This is a genomic window from Rhizobium sp. 2MFCol3.1 (assembly GCF_000377565.1).
Lineage (GTDB): Bacteria > Pseudomonadota > Alphaproteobacteria > Rhizobiales > Rhizobiaceae > Rhizobium.
In genome coordinates this window covers 32,834-53,034 of record NZ_KB898367.1, presented here as the reverse complement: position 1 = coordinate 53,034, position 20,201 = coordinate 32,834, and the positions used below count along the sequence as shown (strand labels likewise).

At 60.7% G+C, this 20,201-nt stretch carries 22 protein-coding genes and 1 tRNA gene; 12 read left to right on the top strand and 11 right to left on the bottom strand.

Going from position 1 to position 20,201, the window contains the following annotated elements; genetic code table 11:
- Window positions 1-34: 34 nt before the first annotated feature.
- From D460_RS0123695 to D460_RS0123685, 3 genes are read right to left on the bottom strand one after another with little or no spacing between them, the layout of a single operon-like run.
- A complete protein-coding gene (locus tag D460_RS0123695) occupies window positions 35-1,102 on the bottom strand; it encodes an ABC transporter permease (protein ID WP_018901084.1) in 1,068 nt (355 codons plus the stop codon).
- An 18-nt stretch (window positions 1,103-1,120) separates the two neighbouring features.
- Complete coding sequence (locus D460_RS0123690; protein ID WP_026283460.1) at window positions 1,121-2,764, bottom strand: ABC transporter substrate-binding protein; 1,644 nt, start codon at window positions 2,762-2,764, stop codon at window positions 1,121-1,123.
- A 51-nt stretch (window positions 2,765-2,815) separates the two neighbouring features.
- Entirely contained in the window at window positions 2,816-3,874 is a 1,059-nt protein-coding gene (locus D460_RS0123685) for a dipeptidase (RefSeq protein ID WP_018901082.1), read from the bottom strand.
- Window positions 3,875-4,131: 257 nt separating this feature from the next.
- Here D460_RS0123685 and D460_RS0123680 point away from each other — a divergent pair, with 257 nt between their 5' ends.
- The gene (locus tag D460_RS0123680) at window positions 4,132-4,641 is read left to right on the top strand and encodes a DUF1993 domain-containing protein (protein ID WP_018901081.1); all 510 of its coding nucleotides are present in this window, start codon (window positions 4,132-4,134) and stop codon (window positions 4,639-4,641) included.
- A gap of 7 nt (window positions 4,642-4,648) precedes the next feature.
- Here D460_RS0123680 and D460_RS0123675 read toward each other — a convergent pair whose 3' ends face one another.
- Together D460_RS0123675 and galE are read right to left on the bottom strand one after the other, a co-directional pair.
- Window positions 4,649-6,169, bottom strand: coding sequence for an alkaline phosphatase family protein (locus tag D460_RS0123675; protein ID WP_051110827.1), 1,521 nt, complete (start codon window positions 6,167-6,169; stop codon window positions 4,649-4,651).
- Window positions 6,170-6,181: 12 nt separating this feature from the next.
- On the bottom strand, window positions 6,182-7,165 hold the full coding sequence (gene galE, locus D460_RS0123670) for a UDP-glucose 4-epimerase GalE (RefSeq protein ID WP_018901079.1): 984 nt from the start codon (window positions 7,163-7,165) through the stop codon (window positions 6,182-6,184).
- A 344-nt stretch (window positions 7,166-7,509) separates the two neighbouring features.
- Between galE and D460_RS0123665 the strand changes: the two genes are divergently transcribed.
- Window positions 7,510-8,292 (top strand): class I SAM-dependent methyltransferase, encoded by a 783-nt coding sequence (locus D460_RS0123665; RefSeq protein WP_018901078.1) that lies wholly within the window; start codon window positions 7,510-7,512, stop codon window positions 8,290-8,292.
- Window positions 8,293-8,466: 174 nt separating this feature from the next.
- Here the strand turns inward: D460_RS0123665 and D460_RS0123660 are convergent, their stop codons facing one another.
- The 4 genes from D460_RS0123660 to D460_RS0123645 are packed head-to-tail and all read right to left on the bottom strand — an operon-like array spanning window position 8,467 to window position 11,087.
- Window positions 8,467-9,120 (bottom strand): CDP-alcohol phosphatidyltransferase family protein, encoded by a 654-nt coding sequence (locus D460_RS0123660; RefSeq protein ID WP_018901077.1) that lies wholly within the window; start codon window positions 9,118-9,120, stop codon window positions 8,467-8,469.
- The gene (locus D460_RS0123655; protein WP_037112018.1) at window positions 9,104-9,508 is read right to left on the bottom strand and encodes a hypothetical protein; all 405 of its coding nucleotides are present in this window, start codon (window positions 9,506-9,508) and stop codon (window positions 9,104-9,106) included. Before D460_RS0123655 ends, D460_RS0123660 begins: the two co-directional genes overlap by 17 nt.
- The gene (locus tag D460_RS0123650) at window positions 9,505-10,455 is read right to left on the bottom strand and encodes a phosphatidate cytidylyltransferase (protein WP_018901075.1); all 951 of its coding nucleotides are present in this window, start codon (window positions 10,453-10,455) and stop codon (window positions 9,505-9,507) included. The genes D460_RS0123655 and D460_RS0123650 overlap by 4 nt, the downstream gene beginning before the upstream one ends.
- Window positions 10,452-11,087, bottom strand: a complete 636-nt coding sequence (locus D460_RS0123645) for a lysophospholipid acyltransferase family protein (protein WP_018901074.1) — start codon at window positions 11,085-11,087, stop codon at window positions 10,452-10,454. Before D460_RS0123645 ends, D460_RS0123650 begins: the two co-directional genes overlap by 4 nt.
- Before the next feature lie 226 nt (window positions 11,088-11,313).
- On the opposite strand from D460_RS0123645, the gene D460_RS0123640 reads away from it, so the two are divergent.
- Window positions 11,314-11,595 (top strand): DUF6074 family protein, encoded by a 282-nt coding sequence (locus D460_RS0123640; protein ID WP_245206371.1) that lies wholly within the window; start codon window positions 11,314-11,316, stop codon window positions 11,593-11,595.
- 94 nt (window positions 11,596-11,689) lie between these two features.
- Window positions 11,690-12,019: a DUF2322 family protein gene (locus D460_RS0123635; RefSeq protein WP_018901072.1), complete on the top strand. Its 330-nt coding sequence runs from the start codon at window positions 11,690-11,692 to the stop codon at window positions 12,017-12,019.
- Between the two features lie 233 nt (window positions 12,020-12,252).
- Here D460_RS0123635 and D460_RS0123630 read toward each other — a convergent pair.
- Window positions 12,253-12,342: transfer RNA gene (locus D460_RS0123630), tRNA-Ser, on the bottom strand.
- Window positions 12,343-12,656: 314 nt separating this feature from the next.
- On the opposite strand from D460_RS0123630, the gene rplU reads away from it, so the two are divergent.
- The 4 genes from rplU to D460_RS0123610 all read left to right on the top strand — a co-directional run bounded on the left by rplU (window position 12,657) and on the right by D460_RS0123610 (window position 14,645).
- Window positions 12,657-12,974 (top strand): 50S ribosomal protein L21, encoded by a 318-nt coding sequence (gene rplU, locus D460_RS0123625; protein WP_018901071.1) that lies wholly within the window; start codon window positions 12,657-12,659, stop codon window positions 12,972-12,974.
- Between the two features lie 34 nt (window positions 12,975-13,008).
- Complete coding sequence (gene rpmA / locus D460_RS0123620; RefSeq protein ID WP_004127267.1) at window positions 13,009-13,278, top strand: 50S ribosomal protein L27; 270 nt, start codon at window positions 13,009-13,011, stop codon at window positions 13,276-13,278.
- A gap of 129 nt (window positions 13,279-13,407) precedes the next feature.
- The gene (locus D460_RS0123615; protein WP_026283459.1) at window positions 13,408-14,061 is read left to right on the top strand and encodes a GNAT family protein; all 654 of its coding nucleotides are present in this window, start codon (window positions 13,408-13,410) and stop codon (window positions 14,059-14,061) included.
- The gene (locus D460_RS0123610; protein ID WP_018901069.1) at window positions 14,058-14,645 is read left to right on the top strand and encodes a GNAT family N-acetyltransferase; all 588 of its coding nucleotides are present in this window, start codon (window positions 14,058-14,060) and stop codon (window positions 14,643-14,645) included. The genes D460_RS0123615 and D460_RS0123610 overlap by 4 nt, the downstream gene beginning before the upstream one ends.
- Window positions 14,646-14,685: 40 nt before the next feature.
- Here D460_RS0123610 and D460_RS0123605 read toward each other — a convergent pair whose 3' ends face one another.
- Window positions 14,686-15,552, bottom strand: a complete 867-nt coding sequence (locus D460_RS0123605; RefSeq protein WP_037112015.1) for an endonuclease/exonuclease/phosphatase family protein — start codon at window positions 15,550-15,552, stop codon at window positions 14,686-14,688.
- A 79-nt stretch (window positions 15,553-15,631) separates the two neighbouring features.
- Here D460_RS0123605 and obgE point away from each other — a divergent pair, with 79 nt between their 5' ends.
- From obgE to D460_RS0123580, 4 genes are read left to right on the top strand one after another with little or no spacing between them, the layout of a single operon-like run.
- On the top strand, window positions 15,632-16,711 hold the full coding sequence (gene obgE / locus D460_RS0123595) for a GTPase ObgE (RefSeq protein WP_018901066.1): 1,080 nt from the start codon (window positions 15,632-15,634) through the stop codon (window positions 16,709-16,711).
- On the top strand, window positions 16,704-17,873 hold the full coding sequence (gene proB / locus D460_RS0123590; protein WP_018901065.1) for a glutamate 5-kinase: 1,170 nt from the start codon (window positions 16,704-16,706) through the stop codon (window positions 17,871-17,873). Before obgE ends, proB begins: the two co-directional genes overlap by 8 nt.
- Window positions 17,866-19,149 carry a glutamate-5-semialdehyde dehydrogenase gene (locus tag D460_RS0123585; RefSeq protein WP_018901064.1) on the top strand — a complete coding sequence of 428 codons (1,284 nt, stop codon included), beginning with the start codon at window positions 17,866-17,868 and terminating at the stop codon, window positions 19,147-19,149. Before proB ends, D460_RS0123585 begins: the two co-directional genes overlap by 8 nt.
- Entirely contained in the window at window positions 19,124-19,774 is a 651-nt protein-coding gene (locus D460_RS0123580; RefSeq protein ID WP_018901063.1) for a nicotinate-nucleotide adenylyltransferase, read from the top strand. Before D460_RS0123585 ends, D460_RS0123580 begins: the two co-directional genes overlap by 26 nt.
- Window positions 19,775-20,201: the final 427 nt, after the last annotated feature.

Below are 20,201 nucleotides of genomic sequence, written 5' to 3'. Positions count from 1 at the left end.
CTGACATTGGTTGCGGTGTTGTTTGCTTGCATGCTCATCGGGTTCGGGTCCTGGGATCGAGGGTCCGATAAAGAAGATCAGACAAGAGGTTGATACCGATGAAGACGGTGCCGATGACGATCGTGCCGCCAAGCACGGCGTTCATATCGGCATTCTGCAGCGAATTGGTGATGTAGAGGCCGATGCCGGGCCAGGAGAAGACCGTTTCGGTCAGGACCGAACCTTCGAGCAGTCCGGCATAGGAGAGCGCGATGACGGTGACGAGCGGCACCGCAGCGTTGCGCAGCGCATGGCCCCAGATCACCCGGGTTTCCGACAGGCCCTTGGCGCGCGCGGCAACCACATATTCCTGGCTAAGCTCGTTCAGCATGAAGCTGCGGGTCATGCGGCTGATATAGGCGAGCGAGAAATAGCCGAGCAGCGAAGCGGGCAGGATGATGTGGCGGAAGACGTCATAGAAGACATCCCACTGCCCCTGCATGGCGCTGTCGAGCAGGTAGAAGCCGGTGACCGGCGTGAAGCTATATTCGAAAACGATGTCGATGCGGCCGGGGAAGGCGACCCAGCGCAGCTTGGCATAGAAGATCACCAGAGAGATCAGCGACAGCCAGAAGATGGGCACGGAATAGCCGATCAAGCCGATGACGCGCACGATCTGGTCGGCGAAGCTGCCGCGCTTGACGGCGGCAAGCACACCGAGCGGGACGCCGATCACCGAGCCGATGATGGTGCCGAGCGTGGCGAGTTCGATCGTCGCCGGAAAGACACGCTTGATATCGACCATGACGGGATTGGTCGTCAGCACCGAGGTGCCGAAATCGCCCGCCAGGATGCCTTTGAGGTAGATATAGAACTGCTGGTAGAGCGGCAGGTCGAAGCCCATTTCGCGCCGTACGCGCTCAACCACGTGGGCGGGCGCGCGGTCGCCGAGAATGGCGAGCACCGGATCGATGGGCACAACGCGGCCGATGAAAAAGGTCACGGCCAGAAGGCCGAGATAGGTGGTGACGGCGGCGACCAGAAAACGGCCCACAGCCTTCGCAAAAGGAAGAGCACGGCCGGGTTTCGGCCGTGCTTCCGTCTTTGTTTCGACGATGCTCAATCTATCAATCCTGCCGGATCATTCCTTGCCGATCATGCCGACATAGTTGGTGTCGAAGCTCGGGCCGAGTTTGAAGTTCGATACGCCCTTGCGGTAGCCCGCGACTTCGGTCTGCTGGAAGATGAAGACGAACGGGCTGTTCGCCAGATACTTCTTCTGGATATCCTGATACATCGCCGCGCGCTTGTCGTTATCGCGCTCGAGCAGGGCAGCCTTGGCTTCCTTGTCCAGCTCAGGTGCTTCAAACGTGTTGCGCCAAGCGAGCGTCTTCACGGTGCCGGCGTCGGAGTTATCCGGATTGCTGGTGAAGGTATCGGCGTTGGAGTTCGGGTCGAAGTAGTCGGAGCCCCACTGGCCGATGTAGATGTCGTGCGTGCGGGCGCGGAACTTGGTCAGCGTCTGCTTGCCGTCACCCGGGATGATTTCCATCTTGATGCCGGCCTGGGCGACCGACTGCTGGATGGATTCGGCGATACCGGTTACCGGCTGCGTGTTGCGCACGTCGATGGTGACCGAGAAGCCGTCCTTCAGGCCTGCCTTGGCGAGCAGTTCCTTGGCCTTGGCGACATCGAACTTATAGGGGTTCTCGTCGAGCGCACCGAGCTGGCCCTTCGGCAGGAAGGTCTGGTGGATTTCGCCGATGCCCTTGATCAGGGTGGCGCCGATCGCATCGTAGTCGACCAGGTACTTGAAGGCTTCCTGGACTTCCGGCTTCTTCAGGTTCTCGTTCTTGGAGTTGAGGCTGATGAAGTAGACGGTGCCCTTCGGCGCGCTCTCGCTGGCGAGATCGGCGTTCTTGGCGACGGCGTCGAGGTCGCCCGGCTCCAGGTTACGCGCGATGTCGATGTCACCGGCCTCAAGCGCCAGGCGCTGCGCCGAGCTTTCCTTCATGAAGCGATAGATGACGCGGGCGAGCTTGGCCTTTTCGCCGTAGTAGTTGTCGTTGCGCTCGAGCACGACCACTTCGTTGGCGCGCCATTCGCGCAGCTTGAAGGCGCCGGAGCCGGCATAGCCGGTCTTCAGCCACTCGTTGCCGAAGTCGTTGTCGTACTTGTAGTCGGCCGACGGGGTGACCGGCTTGACGTGGTCGAGAACCAGCTTCTTGTCGACGACGGAAGCGACCGTTGCAGTGAGGCAGTTCAGGACGAAGCTTGGTGCGTAGGGCTTGTCGACGGTGAAGGTGAAGGTGTTCTCGTCGGTCGCCTTGGCTTTTTCGGTGACGTTGTCACCCGTGATGCCGAACTGGGTGATGATGAAGGCGGGGCTCTTGTCGAGCTTGACGGCGCGCTCGAAGGACCATGCAACGTCTTCGGCGGTGATCGGGTTGCCGGAGGCGAACTTCATGCCGGGCTTCAGCTTGAACGTATAGGTCAGGCCGTCATCCGAAACGGTCCAGCTCTCGGCGAGGTCGCCCTTGACCTTGGACGTGTCGGCCATGTCGAGGCGCACGAGCAGGCTGTAGGTGTTGCTGGTCATCTCGGCGGTCGAGAGCTCGAAGGCTTCGCCCGGGTCCATGGTGATGATGTCGTCGATCGCGAAGCCCTCGACGAGGGTATCCTTCGGGGTCTCGGCGAAGGCAGCGGGCGCGGCCATCATCAGGATGGAAAGGGCGGCGCCGGCGGAAAGCGCACGGAAGCTGCGGTTCAATCTGGTCATCATCATAATTTTCGTCCCCTGTTCATTCTTGAATTCAGTCAAAGCACGTCAGCAGTCTCAGGCAGCCTCTTCTCCCCATGCCGAAGACAGAATTCGAAGCCAGTTTTCGCTGGCCATTTTCTTCAAATCCTCGCCACCATATCCAGCACGCTGAAGCGCATCAATCAGCTTCTGGTTGCCCGAGGCATCGCCGATTTCATCCGGTATGGTTGCGCCATCGAAGTCCGATCCGAGCGCCACGCAATCGATGCCGATGCGCTCGACGAGGTAGTCGATATGGCGAACCATGTCGCTGAGCGGCGTGTCGCCGTCCGAGCGGGCGTCGTCGCGCAGCATGGCGGTTGCATAGTTGAGGCCGACGAGGCCGCGGCTTTCCTTGATGGCGTCGAGCTGCCTGTCGGTCAGGTTGCGCGCGACCGGTGTCAGCGCATGGACGTTCGAGTGGCTGGCGACGAGCGGCTGGTCCGTCGTCTTCGCCACATCCCAGAAGCCCTTTTCGGTGATGTGGGCGAGATCGATCATGATGCCCAGGCGGTTGCACTCGCGAACCAGCTCGAAGCCGGCGTCGGTCAGGCCGAGGCCGGTATCTGGCGACATCGGGAAGGCAAACGGAACGCCGTGGCCGAAGATGTTGTGCCGGCTCCAGACCGGGCCGAGCGAACGCAGGCCTGCCGCGTAGAAGACTTCCAGCGCGGCCAGATCCGACCCGATCGCTTCGCAGCCTTCCATGTGCATGACCGCGGCGAAAACACCGTCGTCGATGGATTTGCGGATGTCCTTGACCGTGCGGCACAGGCGCCAGGCGCCGGCGCGATCGAGGCGAAGGGCGATCGCGGCCATTTCATTGGCGATCCGCAGCGATGGCAATGGATCGAGAGGCGCTGCAAGCGGGGTGACGTAGTGGCCATCCTTGTCGGGATCGGCGAAGACCAGATCGCCCGACGGGATATAAATGGCGCAAAGGCCGCCGGCGAGGCCGCCTGCCTTGGCGCGAGGCGCGTCGATGTGGCCGCTATCAGTTCCGTTGGCAAACTCGGCGACGGGGTCGCCGCCCTCCCGCTCATGCGTCCAGAGGCGGAGGAGAACGTCGTTGTGGCCGTCGAATACGAATTGCATGTCAGTTCCTGTAAGCCCAGCTCCAGAGCCAGGGCGGGCGATGCGAAGCGCGCAGAATAGAAAAGCTGGCGGAATACGCCACCCCTTTTTTGAGATTATTTTGACGCAACAACCCATGGTTAGGTGCAGCATTGCGGCCTCGATCGGGCTCTCCAAAAACACAGAGAATGCTGCGCCGGCCGATGAAAATCAGATGTTGCCCGACTATATGATATCGCGGAAACGGTGGCCGGTCGTCGGCCCCGGTGGAGAGCGCAATGTCTATTTCAATCTATCGCCTGACAGTGCCTGTATTTCAGCGCGGCCTGACAACCTTGACCAACTACCTCGACAAGGCTGAGGCCTTCGCCGGCGAGAAGGGCATCGATCCAGTGGAGCTCGTCGCGACGCGGCTGGCGCCGGACATGCTGCCGTTTTCTGGCCAATACCAGCGGGCCACCGATAGCGCCAAGCTCGCCATTGCACGGCTAACGGGTACGGATGCGCCGAAATTCGAGGACAACGAAACGACGATTGCCGAGCTCAGGGCGCGTGTCGCGAAAACGGAAGCCTATCTTGCGACCGTGTCACCGGATGCGCTCGATGGTGCTGAAACCCGCGAGGTCGTCATTTCTCCAGGCGGCAACAGAACGGTCTTCCGTGGCGACGACTACGTCTTGAGCTTCGCGCTGCCGAATTTCTATTTCCACATCTCGATGGCGCACGCGATCCTGCGCAACAAGGGTGCGCAGGTCGGCAAGCTCGATTATCTCGGACGCTTTTCTTGACGATCAATCAGGGCCGGTGTCGAACCGGCCCTTTCTCCGTCAGCTCTGTGTAGGCGAGCGTCTGGTCGAGGTGGCGGGCGCGCAGCGACAGCAGTTTTTCCGCGTAGGCGAGCCGTGTCGAAGCGTGCGCTGGGTCGGCCGCGATATTTCGTAGCTCCATCGGGTCGTTCCTGAGATCGAAGAGCAACGGCGCCAAGCCGGCGAAATGCACGTATTTGAAATTCTCGTCCCTGACGACGGCGAGATTGCATTCGTTTGATCGCAGGCCGAAATGCCGCTCGGCATGCTGGTGAGCGATGTCGCGGAAATCGAACTCCCAGAAGGCCGCATCCCGCCAGTTCACGGCGCCCTTCCCTTCGGTAAAGGGTAGCAGCGACTGCCCATCCAGGCCGTTTTCCGGCTCGACGTTCAAGCGGTCGCAAAGCGTCGGAAAGATATCGGCGGCGCTGGTGAATTGCTCGACCGTTTCGCCGCGGGTGCCCGATCGCGGATCACGGATGACCAACGGGATGTGATAGCTTCCATCAAAGAAGCCGCCCTTGCCGAAGGTCCAGTGATCGCCGGCCATCTCCGCATGATCCGACGTGAAGACGATCACCGTGTTTTCCCAGGCGCCGGCATCCTTGAGCGCGGCCCAGATATGGCCGAGCTGCGCGTCCACCTCGGCGATCATTCCATAGTAGATGGCACGGATGGCTGCGATATCCCCGGCGTTCCAGTCATCAACCGGGCCGGTTGCGCCGTGGATGAAGCTGCCCTTGTCGTTTCGCGGCATCGCGTAGGCGAGATAGGGGTGTGATGCCTCCTCGCTCTTTCGATCGGCCGCACGGGAAAAGGCGGGCCCGTCCTCGGGCGAGAACATGTCGTTGTACGGCGCCGGTGCTGAAAAGGGCGGATGGGGGCGCAGGAAGGATATGTGCGCGAACCAGGGCCTATTCTGTTCGCCCAGCCAGCGAATGAACTCGCCGGTTAGGAACGCCGTCTGCGTCTCGTCTTTCGAATAGGCGGTTGGCGCGTTGGAGATTTCGCCGGGTCGGGCTCCCAAGGGGACGTGAATGTCGCGGCTCGTTGCATCCTGATGGCCGCGCGATCGAAGCCAGGATAGCCATTGTTTCTCATGTTCCGGGAGGAGTTGCCGTGCGGTAAAGCCAGGCAGCAGGCCTTCATAGGTGGTCAGATGCGGGTCGTTGGCATCGACGCCGCGAGGGTCGGGCGCCGTATCCGTGTAGCCGAACAGGGTCGGCTCGTAGCCGGCGCGGCGTGCCGCTAGTGCCAGATTGTCGAACTTGCCATCGAGGGGCGAGCCGTTGCGGCAAACCCTATGGTTCATCTGGTAGAGACCGGTATAGAGCGTGGCGCGCGCCGGCGAACACGGCGCGGCACCAGCGAAATGACGGGCAAACAGCGTGCCTTCGGACGCTAGCGCATCGACATTCGGCGTCCTGACGCAGGCGTGATTGCGTGCCGAGAGGCAATCGCCGCGCCACTGGTCCGCGGTGATCAGCAGAATGTTCGGTTTGCCCGTCATCGATCTGGCCAATCAGTGATGGTTGGATTTCGAATGCCAGTTCCAGGCCGAACGGATGATCTGGGAGAGATCATGTTGCGGCACCCAGCCAAGCACTTCGCGCGCCTTGTCGTTGTTGGCAACCAGCGTGTGCGAATCGCCTTCGCGGCGGCCGACATATTCGACGGGGAATGGCTTGGCGGAGACGTCTTCGATCGCGCCGAGCAGTTCCTTGACCGTCGTGCCGGTGCCGGTGCCGAGATTGAGCGCAACCGATTCACCGCCACGCAGCAGATGCTCGACCGCACGGACATGCGCGTCGGCAAGATCGAGCACGTGGATGTAGTCACGTACGCATGTGCCGTCGCGGGTCTCGTAATCGCTTCCGAACACCTTGAAACCGTCGCGCCGTCCGAGTGCTGCGTCGATCGCGAGCGGGATCGCGTGGGTTTCCGGCTGATGCCACTCGCCGATACGGCCTTCGAAATCGGCGCCGGCGGCGTTGAAATAGCGCAGCACGACCGAGCGGAAGCCGGTGTACTTGTCGTAATCGGCAAGCGCCTGCTCGACGATGTATTTCGTCTGGCCATAGGGGTTGATCGGCACCTGCCGGTGAGTTTCATCGAGCGGTACGCTCTGCGGCAGACCATAGGTCGCGCAGGTGGAGGAGAAGACGAAAGCCTTGATGCCGGCCGCCTGGGCCGCCGCCAGCAAGGTCAGCGTGCCGATGACATTGTTCTCGTAGAAGGCGACCGGATCCTTGACTGATTCACCGACCTCGATCAGGGCCGCGAAGTGCAGGATGGCTGCGGGCTTGTGCTTGGCCAGAACCTCGTCGAGGCGCGCGCGATCCCTGATATCGCCTTCTTCGGCTGGGCCCCATTTAACGAACTCGCGGTGCCCGTTGGAGAAGTTGTCGTAAACGACGGGCTTGAAGCCCTTGTTGGCGAGATCGAGACATGTGTGGGAGCCGATATAGCCTGCACCACCAACGACCAGAACTGTTTCACCTGCCATGCACCACCTTCTGTGATTTGGAATCGGACCACACCAGAGTTAGGCCAACGACATGGCGATAAAAAGAACGAAGTGGGCTGCGCGCCGCTTTCGCCGCATCTTATGGCCAACGCGATTAGCGAATTTTGTCAGCCGAAATCGAAGACAGGTCGAATGAGGATTATTCGCCTGCGATGCATGATCAACACATGCCTAGCCGACAATATCACTGGAATTATTGGTAGTGACAGAAAATATTGCTACCTATGATACTGCCTTATTTTAGCTTTCATGCATGGTCTATGCTTTGTGCCCTGTTATGTCTGTTTAACTAGACTTCAAAGATATATGGAAAAACATCGCGCATGGATGCAGCTATTCGCAAGTTTATCTTTCATGATCTTCAAACGATCGAGGGTTACATCGATCCACCGGATGCGCTGGTGTTTCTGGCGATCCTACAGCATCAGGCTCTGGCCGGTTTTGAAGGGGCGATCGCCGAGATCGGCGTCTACTACGGGCGATCCTATTTCCTCTTTCGGCGCATTTGCGGTGACGAGCAACGAATCGTCGCCATCGATCTTTTCGATCTCGACAGTGCGACGAAGGGCAGCGCACAATATCTGCAGTTTGTCGAGAACGGCCGCCGGCTCGGCCTTCCTGTGTTGGAAGACTTGGTGATCAAGGGTGACAGCACGCTTCTAAAGCCTGCCGATATCTTCGCGAAAGTGGGGCCGGTCCGCTTCTTCAGCATCGATGGCGGGCACATGCTGCATCACGTGATATCAGACACGCATCTGGCGGCGGATACGTTGACCGATCATGGCATCATCGCCTTCGACGATACGTTCAACCCGACTTGGCCGGAGGTGACGGTTGGCGTTGCCGACTTCCTGCGCGAGCAGCAGGGCGAGTTCGCGGTCTTCTGCATTACCAAATACAAGACCTATGTCTGCCGCCGGGCATTTCACGCCGAGTATTCGAGGGCGATTGCCGCCTCTCCCGATCTTGCCGCTTTCGAACATGTCGAAACCGAGTTTCTCGGCTCCAAGGCTGCGCGGCTTGAAAATCCAATGCGCCGGCGGCTCGTGCATCAGCTTCTGGTGCGCAGCGGCATGAGCGTGTTTTCGGAGCGGGCCTATCGATAGCCGGCTTTGCTGTGAGCGGGCGATAGAAAGAAAAATGCCTCGCCGAAGCGAGGCTAGTCCAAGGCCGCTTCGGGGAAAACAGAAGCGACGCGGCTGTTTTATTGCTGCGCTAACTTTCCGCAAGCGCAGTTTCGCGAATTTCGGTACGCCCGGCGAAATGGTGTGGGGCGATGATCAGGACCGGTTACTGCCACTCTTCAAGCCCGCCACAAGCCGGCGACCGCGACGAAAAGCGGTGAATGCGGCGCCGATCGCGATCAGCCATAGCGCGGCAAGCAATACTTCGCTGGTGCCGTCCCAGAGCGGCTGAAACACCGACAGGATGGCGGCGCCAGATATCGTTGCCATGCGGTGCTGCTTGGCCATGGGGCCGGAGAAATCGCTTGGTTGGCCGGTGGCGCGGCCAAGCTCGCGAACATAGGCGGTGAGCACCGCAAACGCGGCCGCCGCCCAGCCGAGCCCCGGCGCCCCGATGCCCGCCCCTGCCCCGACGAGGATCAGGATGTCGGAAACCCGGTCCGGGAACTCGTTCCAGAACGGCCCATCGGCCGCCCCCTTCCCGCCTTCGACCGCGACCATGCCATCGAAGAGATTGCAGAGCAGCCGCAACTGGCAAAACAGCGCGGCGGCGACAAAAAAGGGAGCCTGCGCCCAGCCGGTCCGATATCCCGACAGAAAGAACGCGCCGCCGGCGAGTGCTGCCGCGATCATGCTCGCCTGCGAGATCTGGTTGGGCGTGACTGATTTCGACGCCAGCCATTGCGCAATCGAGCGCGCCCAGTGTGTGTCGCGGCTCGCCAGCGGCCTGCGGTCACCTGTGTCGGTCATGCCCGCTCCCCTTCCGGTACAGTGAATAATTGTAGATCGCCGCATAGCTGGTCGAGACTGCCAATGGCAGCGCGATCGTTTTCAGAATTTCGGGCGTGCCGCTCAGCGCGTGGATGGTCGCGAGAATGGCGCTGGATGCCAGGCAGGCGATTAGCGGCGGCGCCCAGAGAGCTGGCGTTCCATTCATCCGCCGTGACAGCTGCTCGACCGCGGTCTTGAGAAACAGCGTCAGGCAGGCTGACAATGCGCCCTGGACGAGACCGGCAAGGAGGAAGCGGCCGGGTGGATAGCCGCGGTTGGCAAACATCGCCCAGCCGCCCATGGCGCAAAAGGCGAATGCCACATGGGTGATGCTGTTGCCCGCGATGCGCCGCAGCCTAGTCGTCATGTGGCCGACCACCAGTAGCGGACGAGATGGAAGAAGATCGGTGCGGAAAAGACGACGGAATCGAGCCGGTCGATCAGGCCGCCATGGCCCTCGATCAGGTTGCCCCAATCCTTGACGCCGCGGTCGCGCTTGATCGCCGACATCACCAATCCGCCGAAGAAGCCCATCATGGTGATGACGAACGCCAGCAGCCCGGCCTGGAAGGGCGTGAACGGCGTGATCCACCAGAGACCGGCGCCGATCAGCGTGGCGCTGGCAACGCCGCCAACAAAGCCCTCGACGGTCTTGGAGGGCGACAGCTTCGGCGCGATCTTTGTGCGGCCGAAAAGCTTGCCCCAGACATATTGGAGCACATCGCTCAGCTGCACGATGATGACGAGGAAGGCGATGAGCAGCACATTGCGGCCCTCATAGCCTGGAATATCAAGCGTCAGCAGCGCCGGCACGTGGGAGGCGCAGAAGACGCAGATCATCAGCGCCCATTGCACCTCGGCGATCCGATCGAGAAAGCGCTCGGTATCGCCGCGCAGCACCGAGATGATCGGCATCAGCAGGAAGGCATAGACGGGAATGAAGATCGCGAAGATGCCGTATTGCTTCGTCCAGAGCAGGAAATATTGCAGCGGCAGCACGACGAAGAAGGCGGTCGCCAGCGCCCAGTGATCGGCGCGCTTGGTGTGCGTCAGCGTGATGAACTCGCGCAGCGCCGCAAAGGAGCAGAAGCCGAACAGAACAAGGATGCCGACCCGGCCGATCATGAAGGCAATGCCGATCAGGATCGCCATCACCCACCACGCCTTGATGCGCGCGTTGAGGTTCTCGATCGAGGCATTGGCGCCATCGGGCGAGAGGCGGCGCTGCAGCACATAGCCTATCGCGGATGCGACGACGAGCACCGCGAGGATGCCCAGCACGAGCGTGAGAAGGTCGGAATTCGCCGTGTTCATTCGCTACCGCCTGGCTGTTTTGGAGAGAGATCGAAAAGGGCCGTCCGTGCCCGATCGAGAAAGGCCTGCTTGTCCTCGGCCGGATGCAGTTGCATCGGCTCTCCGAAGGTGACGGTGCAGATCAAGGGGATCGGGACGATCTCGCCCTTCGGCATGACGCGGTTGAGATTGTTGATCCAGACGGGGACGAGGCGGATATCCGGACGTGCTGAGGCGAGATGGAAAAGCCCGCTCTTGAAAGGCAGCAGCGATGCGTCCGTCAGATTGCGGGTTCCCTCGGGAAAGAGAATGAGCGACGAGCCGGCATCCAGCGCATTGGCCATGACCTCGATTGGGTCGCTGGTCCGCTTGTCGCGCTCGCGCTCTATCAGCACGGCGTCGAAGACATCGCTGCCTATAAAGCGGGTGATCGCGGATTTCAGCCAGTATTCGGCGCCGGCCACAGGGCGCGTTGACCGCCGCAAGCGGGGCGGCAGAACGGCCCAGACCAGGATGAAATCGCCATGGCTCGAATGATTGGCGAAATAGATGCATGTGTCCGTTGTCGGGCCGTCGCTTGTCCAAATGGCGCGCACGGCCGTTATGGCGCGCGCAAACAGAACGATGGCCGTCGCCACCGGCCCCGCGATCATCTTCCGTACCAAATCGATCCCCCATCCACCTGACACATATAAGATGTGTAGCCGTGTTTAAGGCGGATCAAAAGCCCCCGGCTTCGCGCAACCGTCGGCGGTCGCGGTCATCCCGGCACAACGCGTCGGATGGTGGAGGAAAGCGTTAACCATGCTTCGGTAGGAATGGTGTCGAACACAACGGAACGAATCGATGTCGGTAAACACAAGCAAGAGTTTGAAGGCCATGACCACAAGTGAAATCGTCCTTTTTCCTGTGGCCTCGCGCGCCGGCGACATCGATCGCAGCGCCGCCGAACTTGAACGCCTGCATGGTGCCGATGCCGTTCAATACTGGAAGACGGAATGCCGGCGCCTGGCGAGCGAACTCGAATCGCTCGGCCTGCCAGAGGCGGAAGTTCGCCATCAGGTCATGGTTTTCCAGGCCGAGGTGCAGCAGGCCCTCGTGCAGCGCTCGCAGTCGCGCGCGATTTCGCAGAGCCGTAGCGGCCGCGCGCTGAAGCGGTAAGCGGGCGAGGCATAGACCTTGTTTTGCGGCATGGTGACATGGAACCGAAGCTGCTAGACGCAAGGCCAACCCGCCACGCGAAAAGGAACACGCGATGATCCAGCCCACGGCTTCGTTTAAGGACAATCTGCAACTGCTGCCCTCAGTCGAAGGCCTTGCTCGCATAGACCTTACCGACCCAGCCGGCGTGATTGTCGCGACGATCGAAAACCAGCCGGGCAAACAGGGATCGCTCGCGGTCTACCAATATCTGCAGCAATGTTTCGGCATGCTCGACAAGCAAGCCGCAACCTACGCCCTCGACCTCTTCGCCGAGCACACCGCCGACGCCAAAACCCGCCCCGGCGCCCATCCCAATATCGACCGCTTGCTTGATATCATCGGCGGCGCTGCGCCGCTGGGCATTCAGCTCGTTGCTCGGTGACAAACGCCGCACAGCGTAGGCTGCGAGTTTGACGACGACCTTGATGTGCCGATGAAGCACGCGGGGTCGATGACGTCGCCTGTGGCTTGCCAGCTTCCTCTGATTTGATCTCGGAAATATCGGCCTCGAACAGAGAGCATTGCAAACAATCGACAACCCGTTCGGCGCGAGGTTGTCATCTATGTCTCAGGTACGGATTGTTACCTATGTGTCCGGGTCGGACAAAGGAAATATGGCGGAGAGGGTGGGATTCGAACCCACGATACGGTTGCCCGTATGCCGCATTTCGAGTGCGGTGCTTTCGACCACTCAGCCACCTCTCCGCTTCGTTGGTCGGCGCTTGTTCGGCGCGGGCTGTCTCATAGCGAGAGTTTGGCAGGCTGGCAAGTCGTAATCTCAAGCCATTTCATCCTTTTGTCATCCTTTTACCTTGACAGTTTTTTTAGGCTCGCGTATCTGCGCAACCCAATAGGTGTGGATAAGTCCGCGCCTTGTCCGTCCCGCGCCCGCGTGGGGCATCACCGGCAGCCAGAATTCCTGGGCAAAAGCCCTGAAATCCCTGCTTAACATCGACTGATAAAAAGACGGCCACCTGTTTGATGCGGGTCGAGCCGGAACGAACATGAAAGGATAAAAAATGTTCGCAGTCATCAAGACCGGCGGTAAGCAGTACCGTGTGGCAGCAAACGACGTGCTGACCATCGAGAAGCTTGAAGTCACCGCTGGCGAATCTATCGAATTCACCGAAGTCCTCGTAATTGGCGAAGGCGCCGATGCCGCGATCGGTGCTCCCTTCGTCAAGGGCGCGTCCGTCAAGGCCGAAGTCGTCGAGCACAACCGCGGCAAGAAGGTCATCGCCTTCAAGAAGCGCCGTCGTCAGAACTCGAAGCGCTCGCGCGGCCATCGCCAGCACCATACCGTTGTCCGTATCACGGACATCGTGGCTGCTAAGTAAGATCACGGGACTTAAGGTTTAAAGGAGAACTCCAATGGCACACAAAAAAGCTGGCGGTTCGTCGCGCAACGGTCGCGATTCTGAATCCAAGCGCCTTGGCGTGAAGAAGTTCGGCGGCGAAGCCGTCATCGCAGGCAACATTATCGTGCGTCAGCGCGGTACGCAGTGGCACCCGGGTTCCAACGTCGGCCTCGGCAAGGATCACACGATCTTTGCTCTCACTGCCGGCAATGTGAACTACCGTACGAAGGCCAACGGCCGCGTATACGTATCCGTGATGCCGAAAGCGGAAGCAGCGGAATAAGCCGGTAGCGCTTTATAGCAGCCGGTGTCTCATCGACCCGGCTGAGCGTACAAGGTTCAGTCAAGACAAAAGGGGAGATGGGGCACCACCCATCTCCCCTTTTTCTTTACCCTCAAGGAGGACTGAACCATGCAAGGCGAATTGTTACGGAGAGACCAAAGGTCTCCCCGGGAAGACCAGCGGTCTTCCTTGGAGAGGCTGCGGCCGGAGCGGTTAAGGACCGATTGCCCTGTCTTACTGTCGGAAAGGCTCGTCATGCGCGCGCCCCACGAAGAAGACATCGACGCCCTTGCCCATCTCGCCAACAACGCCAAAGTCGCCACAATGGTGTCGCGCATGCCGCACCCGTATACGGCCAATGATGCCGCCGACTTCGTGCGACGCACGAAAAATGGCGAGATTGGCAAGTGCGTCTATGCGATCACCAAAGCCGAAAACGGCGCCTTTATCGGTTGCTGCGGGGTCGAACCGCATCTTGATGGTCGCACCGTCGAGATCGGTTACTGGCTGGGCGAGCCTTACTGGAACCAAGGTTTCATGACCGAGGCCTGCCATGCGCTTGTCGATATGGTGTTTCGCACCCGTGAGGATGTCGACCAGATCGACGCCCGTTGCCGGGTGATGAACATCGCTTCGCGCCGCGTCATCCAGAAGTGCGGTTTTCAGTTCCAGGGATCGGGGCTTGCCGCCTCGCTGGCGCTTGGAAGCAACGTGCCGGTCGAATGGTACAGGCTCGACCGCAAGACCTGGATGTCGCTGAGAAGCTGGGGGAGCGTATTATGAGCGCGCTCAGCCTGGAAAGGCCAAGACCTCAACTCGTCAACGCCGGTCCGCAGCCCGATATCGCAACCGAGCGGCTTTTGCTGCGGGCGCACCGGCTGAGTGACGCCGATGCAATCACGGAATCGCTGTCCGACTTCGCGGTAACGCGGATGCTGGCACGGGTGCCTGCACCCTATGACCGGCAGGATGCGCTCGACTGGCTGGTTCCGGTGACGGCGGGCCGGTTGCCGGACTGGCAGATGGCGATCACCAATGGCGATGACGCGCATATCGGCGTGGTGTCGATCGAGCTTCGCCATGGCCGCTGGCATCTCGGCTACTGGCTGAACCGCTACTACTGGCGGCGCGGCTATATGAGCGAGGCGGTTTCCGCCACGCTCGAGCGCTTCTCGCGGCGCATGCCCGAGACTGTCTTGCATTCCGGTGTCTTCGCCGACAATCCGGCATCGCTCAGGCTGCAGGAAAAGCTCGGCTTCCGCATGACCGGTTGCAGCGAGGTCTTCAGCTTCGCCCGCAACACGATGGTCACGCATGTCGAAACGATGCTGAAGCCCGGCGCGTTGCAGGAAAGCAAGAGCGCCTGATGAAAATTGGAGGCGCCCCACACTCGTCGGGGCGCCTTCTTCAATTGTCGATCTCGACCCAGACGGGGAAGTGATCCGACCCCATTGTCGAGGTATCGATCCGTGCGGATCTTAGCCGGCTTTCAAGGCCTGAACTGACGAAGACGTAATCGAGATGCATGCGCTTGCCATGATTTGCGGGATCCATCCAGCTGTAGCTGTCGGGCTGATAGGCGCGGAGCGCCTCGAAGGCGTCGACAGGTGTGCCGATGCGCGCCGTGCGTCCGTAATATCCGTCCTTTCGGCCCGCGAAAGCGCAGTATTCGGGCGATTCCGGCAGCATGTTGAAGTCGCCCATGACGAGATAGTCTTCGGGCAGCGGAAGCTCCTCGATCTCGAATTCGCGGGCGCCGGTCAGCGATCCGCCTTCATGGGTGAAGGCGTTGATGCGCTCATTGAGGTGAGCGAGTTGGCGGATGCGCTCGTCGCTGGAGACGTGATCGAGATGGACGGAATAGACGCGCACCGCGCCGCCGGGAAGGTCGATGACGGCCTCGGTGGCGCCGCGTTGCAGGTTGAGCTTGGTGAGCGTCCGGCTGCGCGGCAGAAGCAGCGTGCGGGTCGACAGGATCGGCCAGCGCGACAGCACCATGTTGCCGAACTGCATACGCATACCACGCGGCGCAGGTTTGCCGTCGATCTCCGCGACATGGAGGTCGCAGCCAGGTCCATAGACCCAGAAATGGTCGGGAAACAGAGCGCTAAGGTCGGCCACCATGTCGGCATATCGGTTTCGCGCGAAGCCGCGGGTGACTTCCTGGAGCGCGATGATGTCGGCGCCGGCAAGACTGTCGGCGATTCGTTTCAGATCGTACGTGCCGTCGAGACCGAAGCCGTACTGTATGTTATAGCTCGCAAACCTAACGATAATCTTTGACCTCCGGCTGAACGGCCTATATCGATCAGGCCAAGACGGGCGTCCAATGACACCGAATGATGGAAGTAAAATGAAATTTCTCGACGAAGCAAAGGTCTATATCAAATCCGGCAGCGGCGGCGCGGGTGCCGTGTCGTTCCGGCGCGAGAAGTTCATCGAGTTCGGCGGGCCTGACGGCGGTGACGGCGGACGCGGTGGTGATGTGTGGGTGGAGACCGTCAATGGTCTCAACACGCTGATCGATTTTCGTTTCCAGCAGCACTTCAAGGCGACGATCGGCACGCACGGCATGGGCCGCAACCGTACCGGCGCCAATGGCGAGCACGTGACGCTGAAGGTGCCCGTCGGCACACAGATCTTCGAGGAAGACCAGGAAACGCTTATCTGCGACCTGACGGAAGAGGGGCAGCGCTACTGCCTCGCCCGGGGCGGCAATGGCGGTTTCGGCAACGCGCACTTCAAGACCTCGGTCAATCAGGCGCCGGATTGGGCCAATCCTGGCCTTGAGGGCGAGGAAAAGACGATCTGGCTGCGCCTGAAGCTGATCGCAGACGCCGGTCTGGTCGGCCTGCCGAATGCCGGCAAGTCGACGTTTCTCGCAGCGGTTACCCGTGCGCGCCCGAAGATCGCCAATTATCCGTTCACGACGCTGCACCCCAATCTTGGCGTTGCGACGATCGATGAGCGCGAATTCATTCTCGCCGACATTCCCGGCCTGATCGAAGGCGCGCATGAAGGCGTCGGCATCGGCGACCGGTTCCTCGGCCATGTCGAGCGGACACGCGTTCTGCTGCATCTCGTTTCCGCGCAGGAAGAGAATGTCGGCAAGGCCTACAAGACGGTCAAGCACGAGCTCCGGGCCTATAGCGACGAGATCGGCGACAAGCCGGAGATCGTGGCGCTGTCGCAGATCGACGTTCTCGACAAGGCGACACTGACGAAGAAGACCAAGGAACTGGCCAAGGCCTGCGGCAGCACGCCCTACCAGATCTCGGCGGCAACGGGCATGGGCATGACCGAGGTGTTGCGTGCGCTTCGCGATATCATCGTCGAGGCCAATGCAGAGGCCAACATTGCCGAGAAGCCGGCCAAAGCTTTGAAGGTGCGTCATCGCGATGTGATCGCCGACGAGGACGAGGCCAATGACTAGGCAGAAGGCGCTGGGTAGCTACCGGCGCATCGTTATCAAGATCGGCTCCGCGCTGCTCGTCGACCGCAAGACTGGCCTCAAGAAGAGCTGGCTGGACGCGATGTGCGCCGATATCGCGAAGTTGAAAAACAAGGGCGTCGATGTGCTCGTGGTGTCCTCGGGCGCCATCGCGCTTGGGCGCTCGGTTCTCGATCTGCCCTCGGGCGCCTTGAAGCTCGAGGAAAGCCAGGCGGCAGCGGCGGTCGGCCAGATCGCGCTTGCGCGCGATTGGTCGGAGAGCCTGTCGCGCGACAGCATCGTCGCCGGCCAGATCCTGCTGACGCTTGGCGACACGGAAGAGCGCCGCCGCTATCTCAATGCGCGCGCCACGATCAATCAGCTCCTGAAAATCGGCGCTGTTCCCATCATCAACGAGAACGACACGGTTGCCACCAGCGAAATCCGCTATGGCGACAATGATCGCCTCGCCGCGCGCGTCGCGACGATGGCGGGTGCGGATCTCTTGATCCTGCTGTCGGATATCGATGGCCTCTACACCGCTCCTCCGCATCTCGATCCGGACGCGCAGTTCCTGGAGACGATCGCCGAGATCACGCCTGAAATCGAGGCGATGGCTGGTGGTGCTGCGTCCGAGCTGTCGCGTGGCGGCATGCGCACCAAGATCGATGCCGGCAAGATCGCGACGACCTCGGGCTGCGCGATGATCATCGCATCCGGCAAGACTGACAGCCCGCTGTCTGCGATTGAGAGTGGCGCGCGGTCGTCGTGGTTCGCGCCTTCGGGTACGCCCGTGACTGCACGCAAGACCTGGATCGCCGGTCAGCTGCAGCCGGCTGGCGAGCTTCATGTCGATGACGGCGCGGTGACGGCGCTGGGCGGTGGTAAGAGCCTGTTGCCCGCCGGTGTGCGCAAGGTTGTCGGCCTGTTCAGCCGTGGCGATACGGTGGCGATCATCGGCCCGAATGGCCGGGAAATCGCGCGCGGGTTGGCCGGCTATGATGCCGAGGAAGCGCGCCAGATCACCGGCCGCAAATCGAGCGAGATCGAGGCCATTCTCGGCTATGCCGGGCGCGCGGCGATGATCCATCGCGACGACATGGTCATGACCTCGCAAATCAATTCGAAATCGGAAAGGCAGAAGAAGGACGCCGCCCATGCTTGATACAGTCGTGCAAAGCCCTGACATTGACGCGCTGATGAATGACATCGGCCGCAAGGCCAAGGCTGCTGCGCGACCGTTGGCCTTCGCCTCGACCGACGCCAAGAATGCCGCCCTGAATGCCATGGCCGATGCGATCCTGGCGGACAAGGATCGTATCCTCGCTGAAAACGCGAGGGATCTCGAGGATGCGGCGGGCTCGGACATGTTGCCATCCTTCATCGACCGGCTGACACTCACCGACAAGCGCGTCGCGGAGATGGCCGATGGCATTCGCGCGATTGCCGCCCTCAAGGACCCCGTTGGTGAGGTGGTCAGCGCTTGGGATCGTCCCAACGGCCTGAAGATCGAGCGCGTGCGTACGCCGCTCGGCGTGATCGGCGTCATCTTCGAAAGCCGACCGAATGTGACGGCGGATGCCGGCGCGCTCTGCGTCAAGGCGGGCAATGCCGTCATCCTGCGCTGCGGCTCGGATTCGCGCGGTTCATCGCAGGCTATCTATGAGTGCATGGTGCGCGGCCTGAAGGCGGCCGGGCTCCCGGAGCATGCTATCCAGCTCGTTCCGACCACGGATCGCGCGGCCGTCGGTGCCATGTTGCGCGGATTGGATGGCGCGATCGACGTGATCATTCCGCGCGGCGGCAAAAGCCTTGTCGCGCGCGTGCAGAACGAAGCCCGGGTGCCCGTCTTCGCGCATCTGGAAGGGCTCTGCCATATCTATGTCGACGCATCGGCCGATCTCGACATGGCCAAGGAGATCGTCGTCAACGCGAAGATGCGCCGGACGGGGATTTGCGGCGCGGTCGAGACCATTCTGGTCGACAGCGCTGTCAGCGACACGCATCTCGTGCCGCTGCTCGATGTTCTTTCAGGTGCCGGCTGCGAAGTTCGCGGCTCCTCGAGCGTCGTCAAGGCGGCGCCGGGAACGAAGGCGGCAACCGAGGAAGACTGGTCCACGGAATATCTCGACGCGATCGTCTCGGTCGCTGTCGTCGATGGCATCGATGGTGCGATCAAGCATATCCAGACCTATTCGTCGAACCACACCGAAGCCGTGATCGCCGAAGACCCAACCGTGGTCGAACGCTTCTTCACCGAGGTCGATTCCGCCATCCTGCTGCACAATGCATCGACGCAGTTTGCCGATGGTGGCGAATTCGGCATGGGTGCGGAGATCGGCATCGCGACCGGCAAGATGCATGCACGAGGCCCCGTTGGCGTCGAGCAGCTGACCTCGTTCAAATACCGCGTGCATGGCACCGGCCAAGTCCGGACCTGATGTGATCAACGACGAATTGGACCGACGCTATCTTCGCGTGCCGCATGCCGAGCGGGGCATGGTGGTCGGTCTGTTCGGCGGTTCCTTCAATCCGCCGCACCAGGGCCACGCCCTTGTGGCGGAGATCGCCATCAAGCGGCTTGGTCTCGATCAGCTGTGGTGGATGGTCACTCCCGGCAATCCCTTGAAGGATCCGAGCCAGCTCCTGCCTCTGGCGGAGCGTGTGCGGCTCAGCGAAAAGCTTGCCAAGCATCCGGCGATCAAGGTCACCGCGTTCGAAAAGAAGTTCGGCACGACTTTTACCGCGGAAACGCTGGCGCGGATCAAAATCAGCAATCCCCATGTGCATTTCATCTGGATCATGGGCGCCGATAGTCTGAAGACGTTTCATCGGTGGCAGCGGTGGCAAGATATCGCCCGCATGTTCCCGATCGCGGTCATCGACCGGCCGGGTGCGACGCTGTCATTCCTGTCGTCGAAGATGGCGAAGACATTCGATTTCGCACGTGTCGATGAGGACGACTCGAGAGCGCTCTGGAAAAAGCCGGCGCCGGCCTGGACATTCATCCATGGCCCGAGATCGAGACTGAGCTCGACGGCGATCCGCGCGCAAAACGGCGCTTAGCTCATTTCTCTCAATAATACGCTGGAAAATGAAAAGCCCGACGGGGGAGGATCCGTCGGGCTTAAAACTCGACCGGCAACTGGGAGGAGGAGTGTTGCCGATCCGTTATCGAACAGCTTTGGGAGGAGGAGATCGCTGTTCGATGAGTTAGTTGTACTTGAAACTATTCAGAATGGAAGCGAAATTGGTGCATCGCAGCAATGCGTTTTTGGCATGTGTTTTAATGTCGCACCCTGCTTGATGCTCATTTTATCGGCAATGCTTGCGCTACGGCTTTATTTTACTGTCGTTCAAGCTCCATCGCCCCGCTTTCACTGACTAAGCTATCTCCATCAGTAGACGACTGCCTTATGTCAAAAGGGTATGTCGAAAACGCGAGGAAAGCGTTGCGTTTCGAAGAATATACCGCTGGCCAATGGCCGAGTTC

Excerpts from the sequence above, each read along its gene's own strand:
- D460_RS0123690 (WP_026283460.1), bottom strand. The coding sequence starts at position 2,764 with ATGATGATGACCAGATTGAACCGCAGCTTCCGTGCGCTTTCCGCCGGC.
- D460_RS0123685 (WP_018901082.1), bottom strand. The coding sequence starts at position 3,874 with ATGCAATTCGTATTCGACGGCCACAACGACGTTCTCCTCCGCCTCTGG.
- D460_RS0123680 (WP_018901081.1), top strand. The coding sequence starts at position 4,132 with ATGTCTATTTCAATCTATCGCCTGACAGTGCCTGTATTTCAGCGCGGC.
- D460_RS0123675 (WP_051110827.1), bottom strand. The coding sequence starts at position 6,169 with ATGACGGGCAAACCGAACATTCTGCTGATCACCGCGGACCAGTGGCGC.
- galE (WP_018901079.1), bottom strand. The coding sequence starts at position 7,165 with ATGGCAGGTGAAACAGTTCTGGTCGTTGGTGGTGCAGGCTATATCGGC.
- D460_RS0123665 (WP_018901078.1), top strand. The coding sequence starts at position 7,510 with ATGGATGCAGCTATTCGCAAGTTTATCTTTCATGATCTTCAAACGATC.
- D460_RS0123660 (WP_018901077.1), bottom strand. The coding sequence starts at position 9,120 with ATGACCGACACAGGTGACCGCAGGCCGCTGGCGAGCCGCGACACACAC.
- D460_RS0123655 (WP_037112018.1), bottom strand. The coding sequence starts at position 9,508 with ATGACGACTAGGCTGCGGCGCATCGCGGGCAACAGCATCACCCATGTG.
- D460_RS0123650 (WP_018901075.1), bottom strand. The coding sequence starts at position 10,455 with ATGAACACGGCGAATTCCGACCTTCTCACGCTCGTGCTGGGCATCCTC.
- D460_RS0123645 (WP_018901074.1), bottom strand. The coding sequence starts at position 11,087 with ATGATCGCGGGGCCGGTGGCGACGGCCATCGTTCTGTTTGCGCGCGCC.
- D460_RS0123640 (WP_245206371.1), top strand. The coding sequence starts at position 11,314 with ATGACCACAAGTGAAATCGTCCTTTTTCCTGTGGCCTCGCGCGCCGGC.
- D460_RS0123635 (WP_018901072.1), top strand. The coding sequence starts at position 11,690 with ATGATCCAGCCCACGGCTTCGTTTAAGGACAATCTGCAACTGCTGCCC.
- rplU (WP_018901071.1), top strand. The coding sequence starts at position 12,657 with ATGTTCGCAGTCATCAAGACCGGCGGTAAGCAGTACCGTGTGGCAGCA.
- rpmA (WP_004127267.1), top strand. The coding sequence starts at position 13,009 with ATGGCACACAAAAAAGCTGGCGGTTCGTCGCGCAACGGTCGCGATTCT.
- D460_RS0123615 (WP_026283459.1), top strand. The coding sequence starts at position 13,408 with ATGCAAGGCGAATTGTTACGGAGAGACCAAAGGTCTCCCCGGGAAGAC.
- D460_RS0123610 (WP_018901069.1), top strand. The coding sequence starts at position 14,058 with ATGAGCGCGCTCAGCCTGGAAAGGCCAAGACCTCAACTCGTCAACGCC.
- obgE (WP_018901066.1), top strand. The coding sequence starts at position 15,632 with ATGAAATTTCTCGACGAAGCAAAGGTCTATATCAAATCCGGCAGCGGC.
- proB (WP_018901065.1), top strand. The coding sequence starts at position 16,704 with ATGACTAGGCAGAAGGCGCTGGGTAGCTACCGGCGCATCGTTATCAAG.
- D460_RS0123585 (WP_018901064.1), top strand. The coding sequence starts at position 17,866 with ATGCTTGATACAGTCGTGCAAAGCCCTGACATTGACGCGCTGATGAAT.
- D460_RS0123580 (WP_018901063.1), top strand. The coding sequence starts at position 19,124 with ATGGCACCGGCCAAGTCCGGACCTGATGTGATCAACGACGAATTGGAC.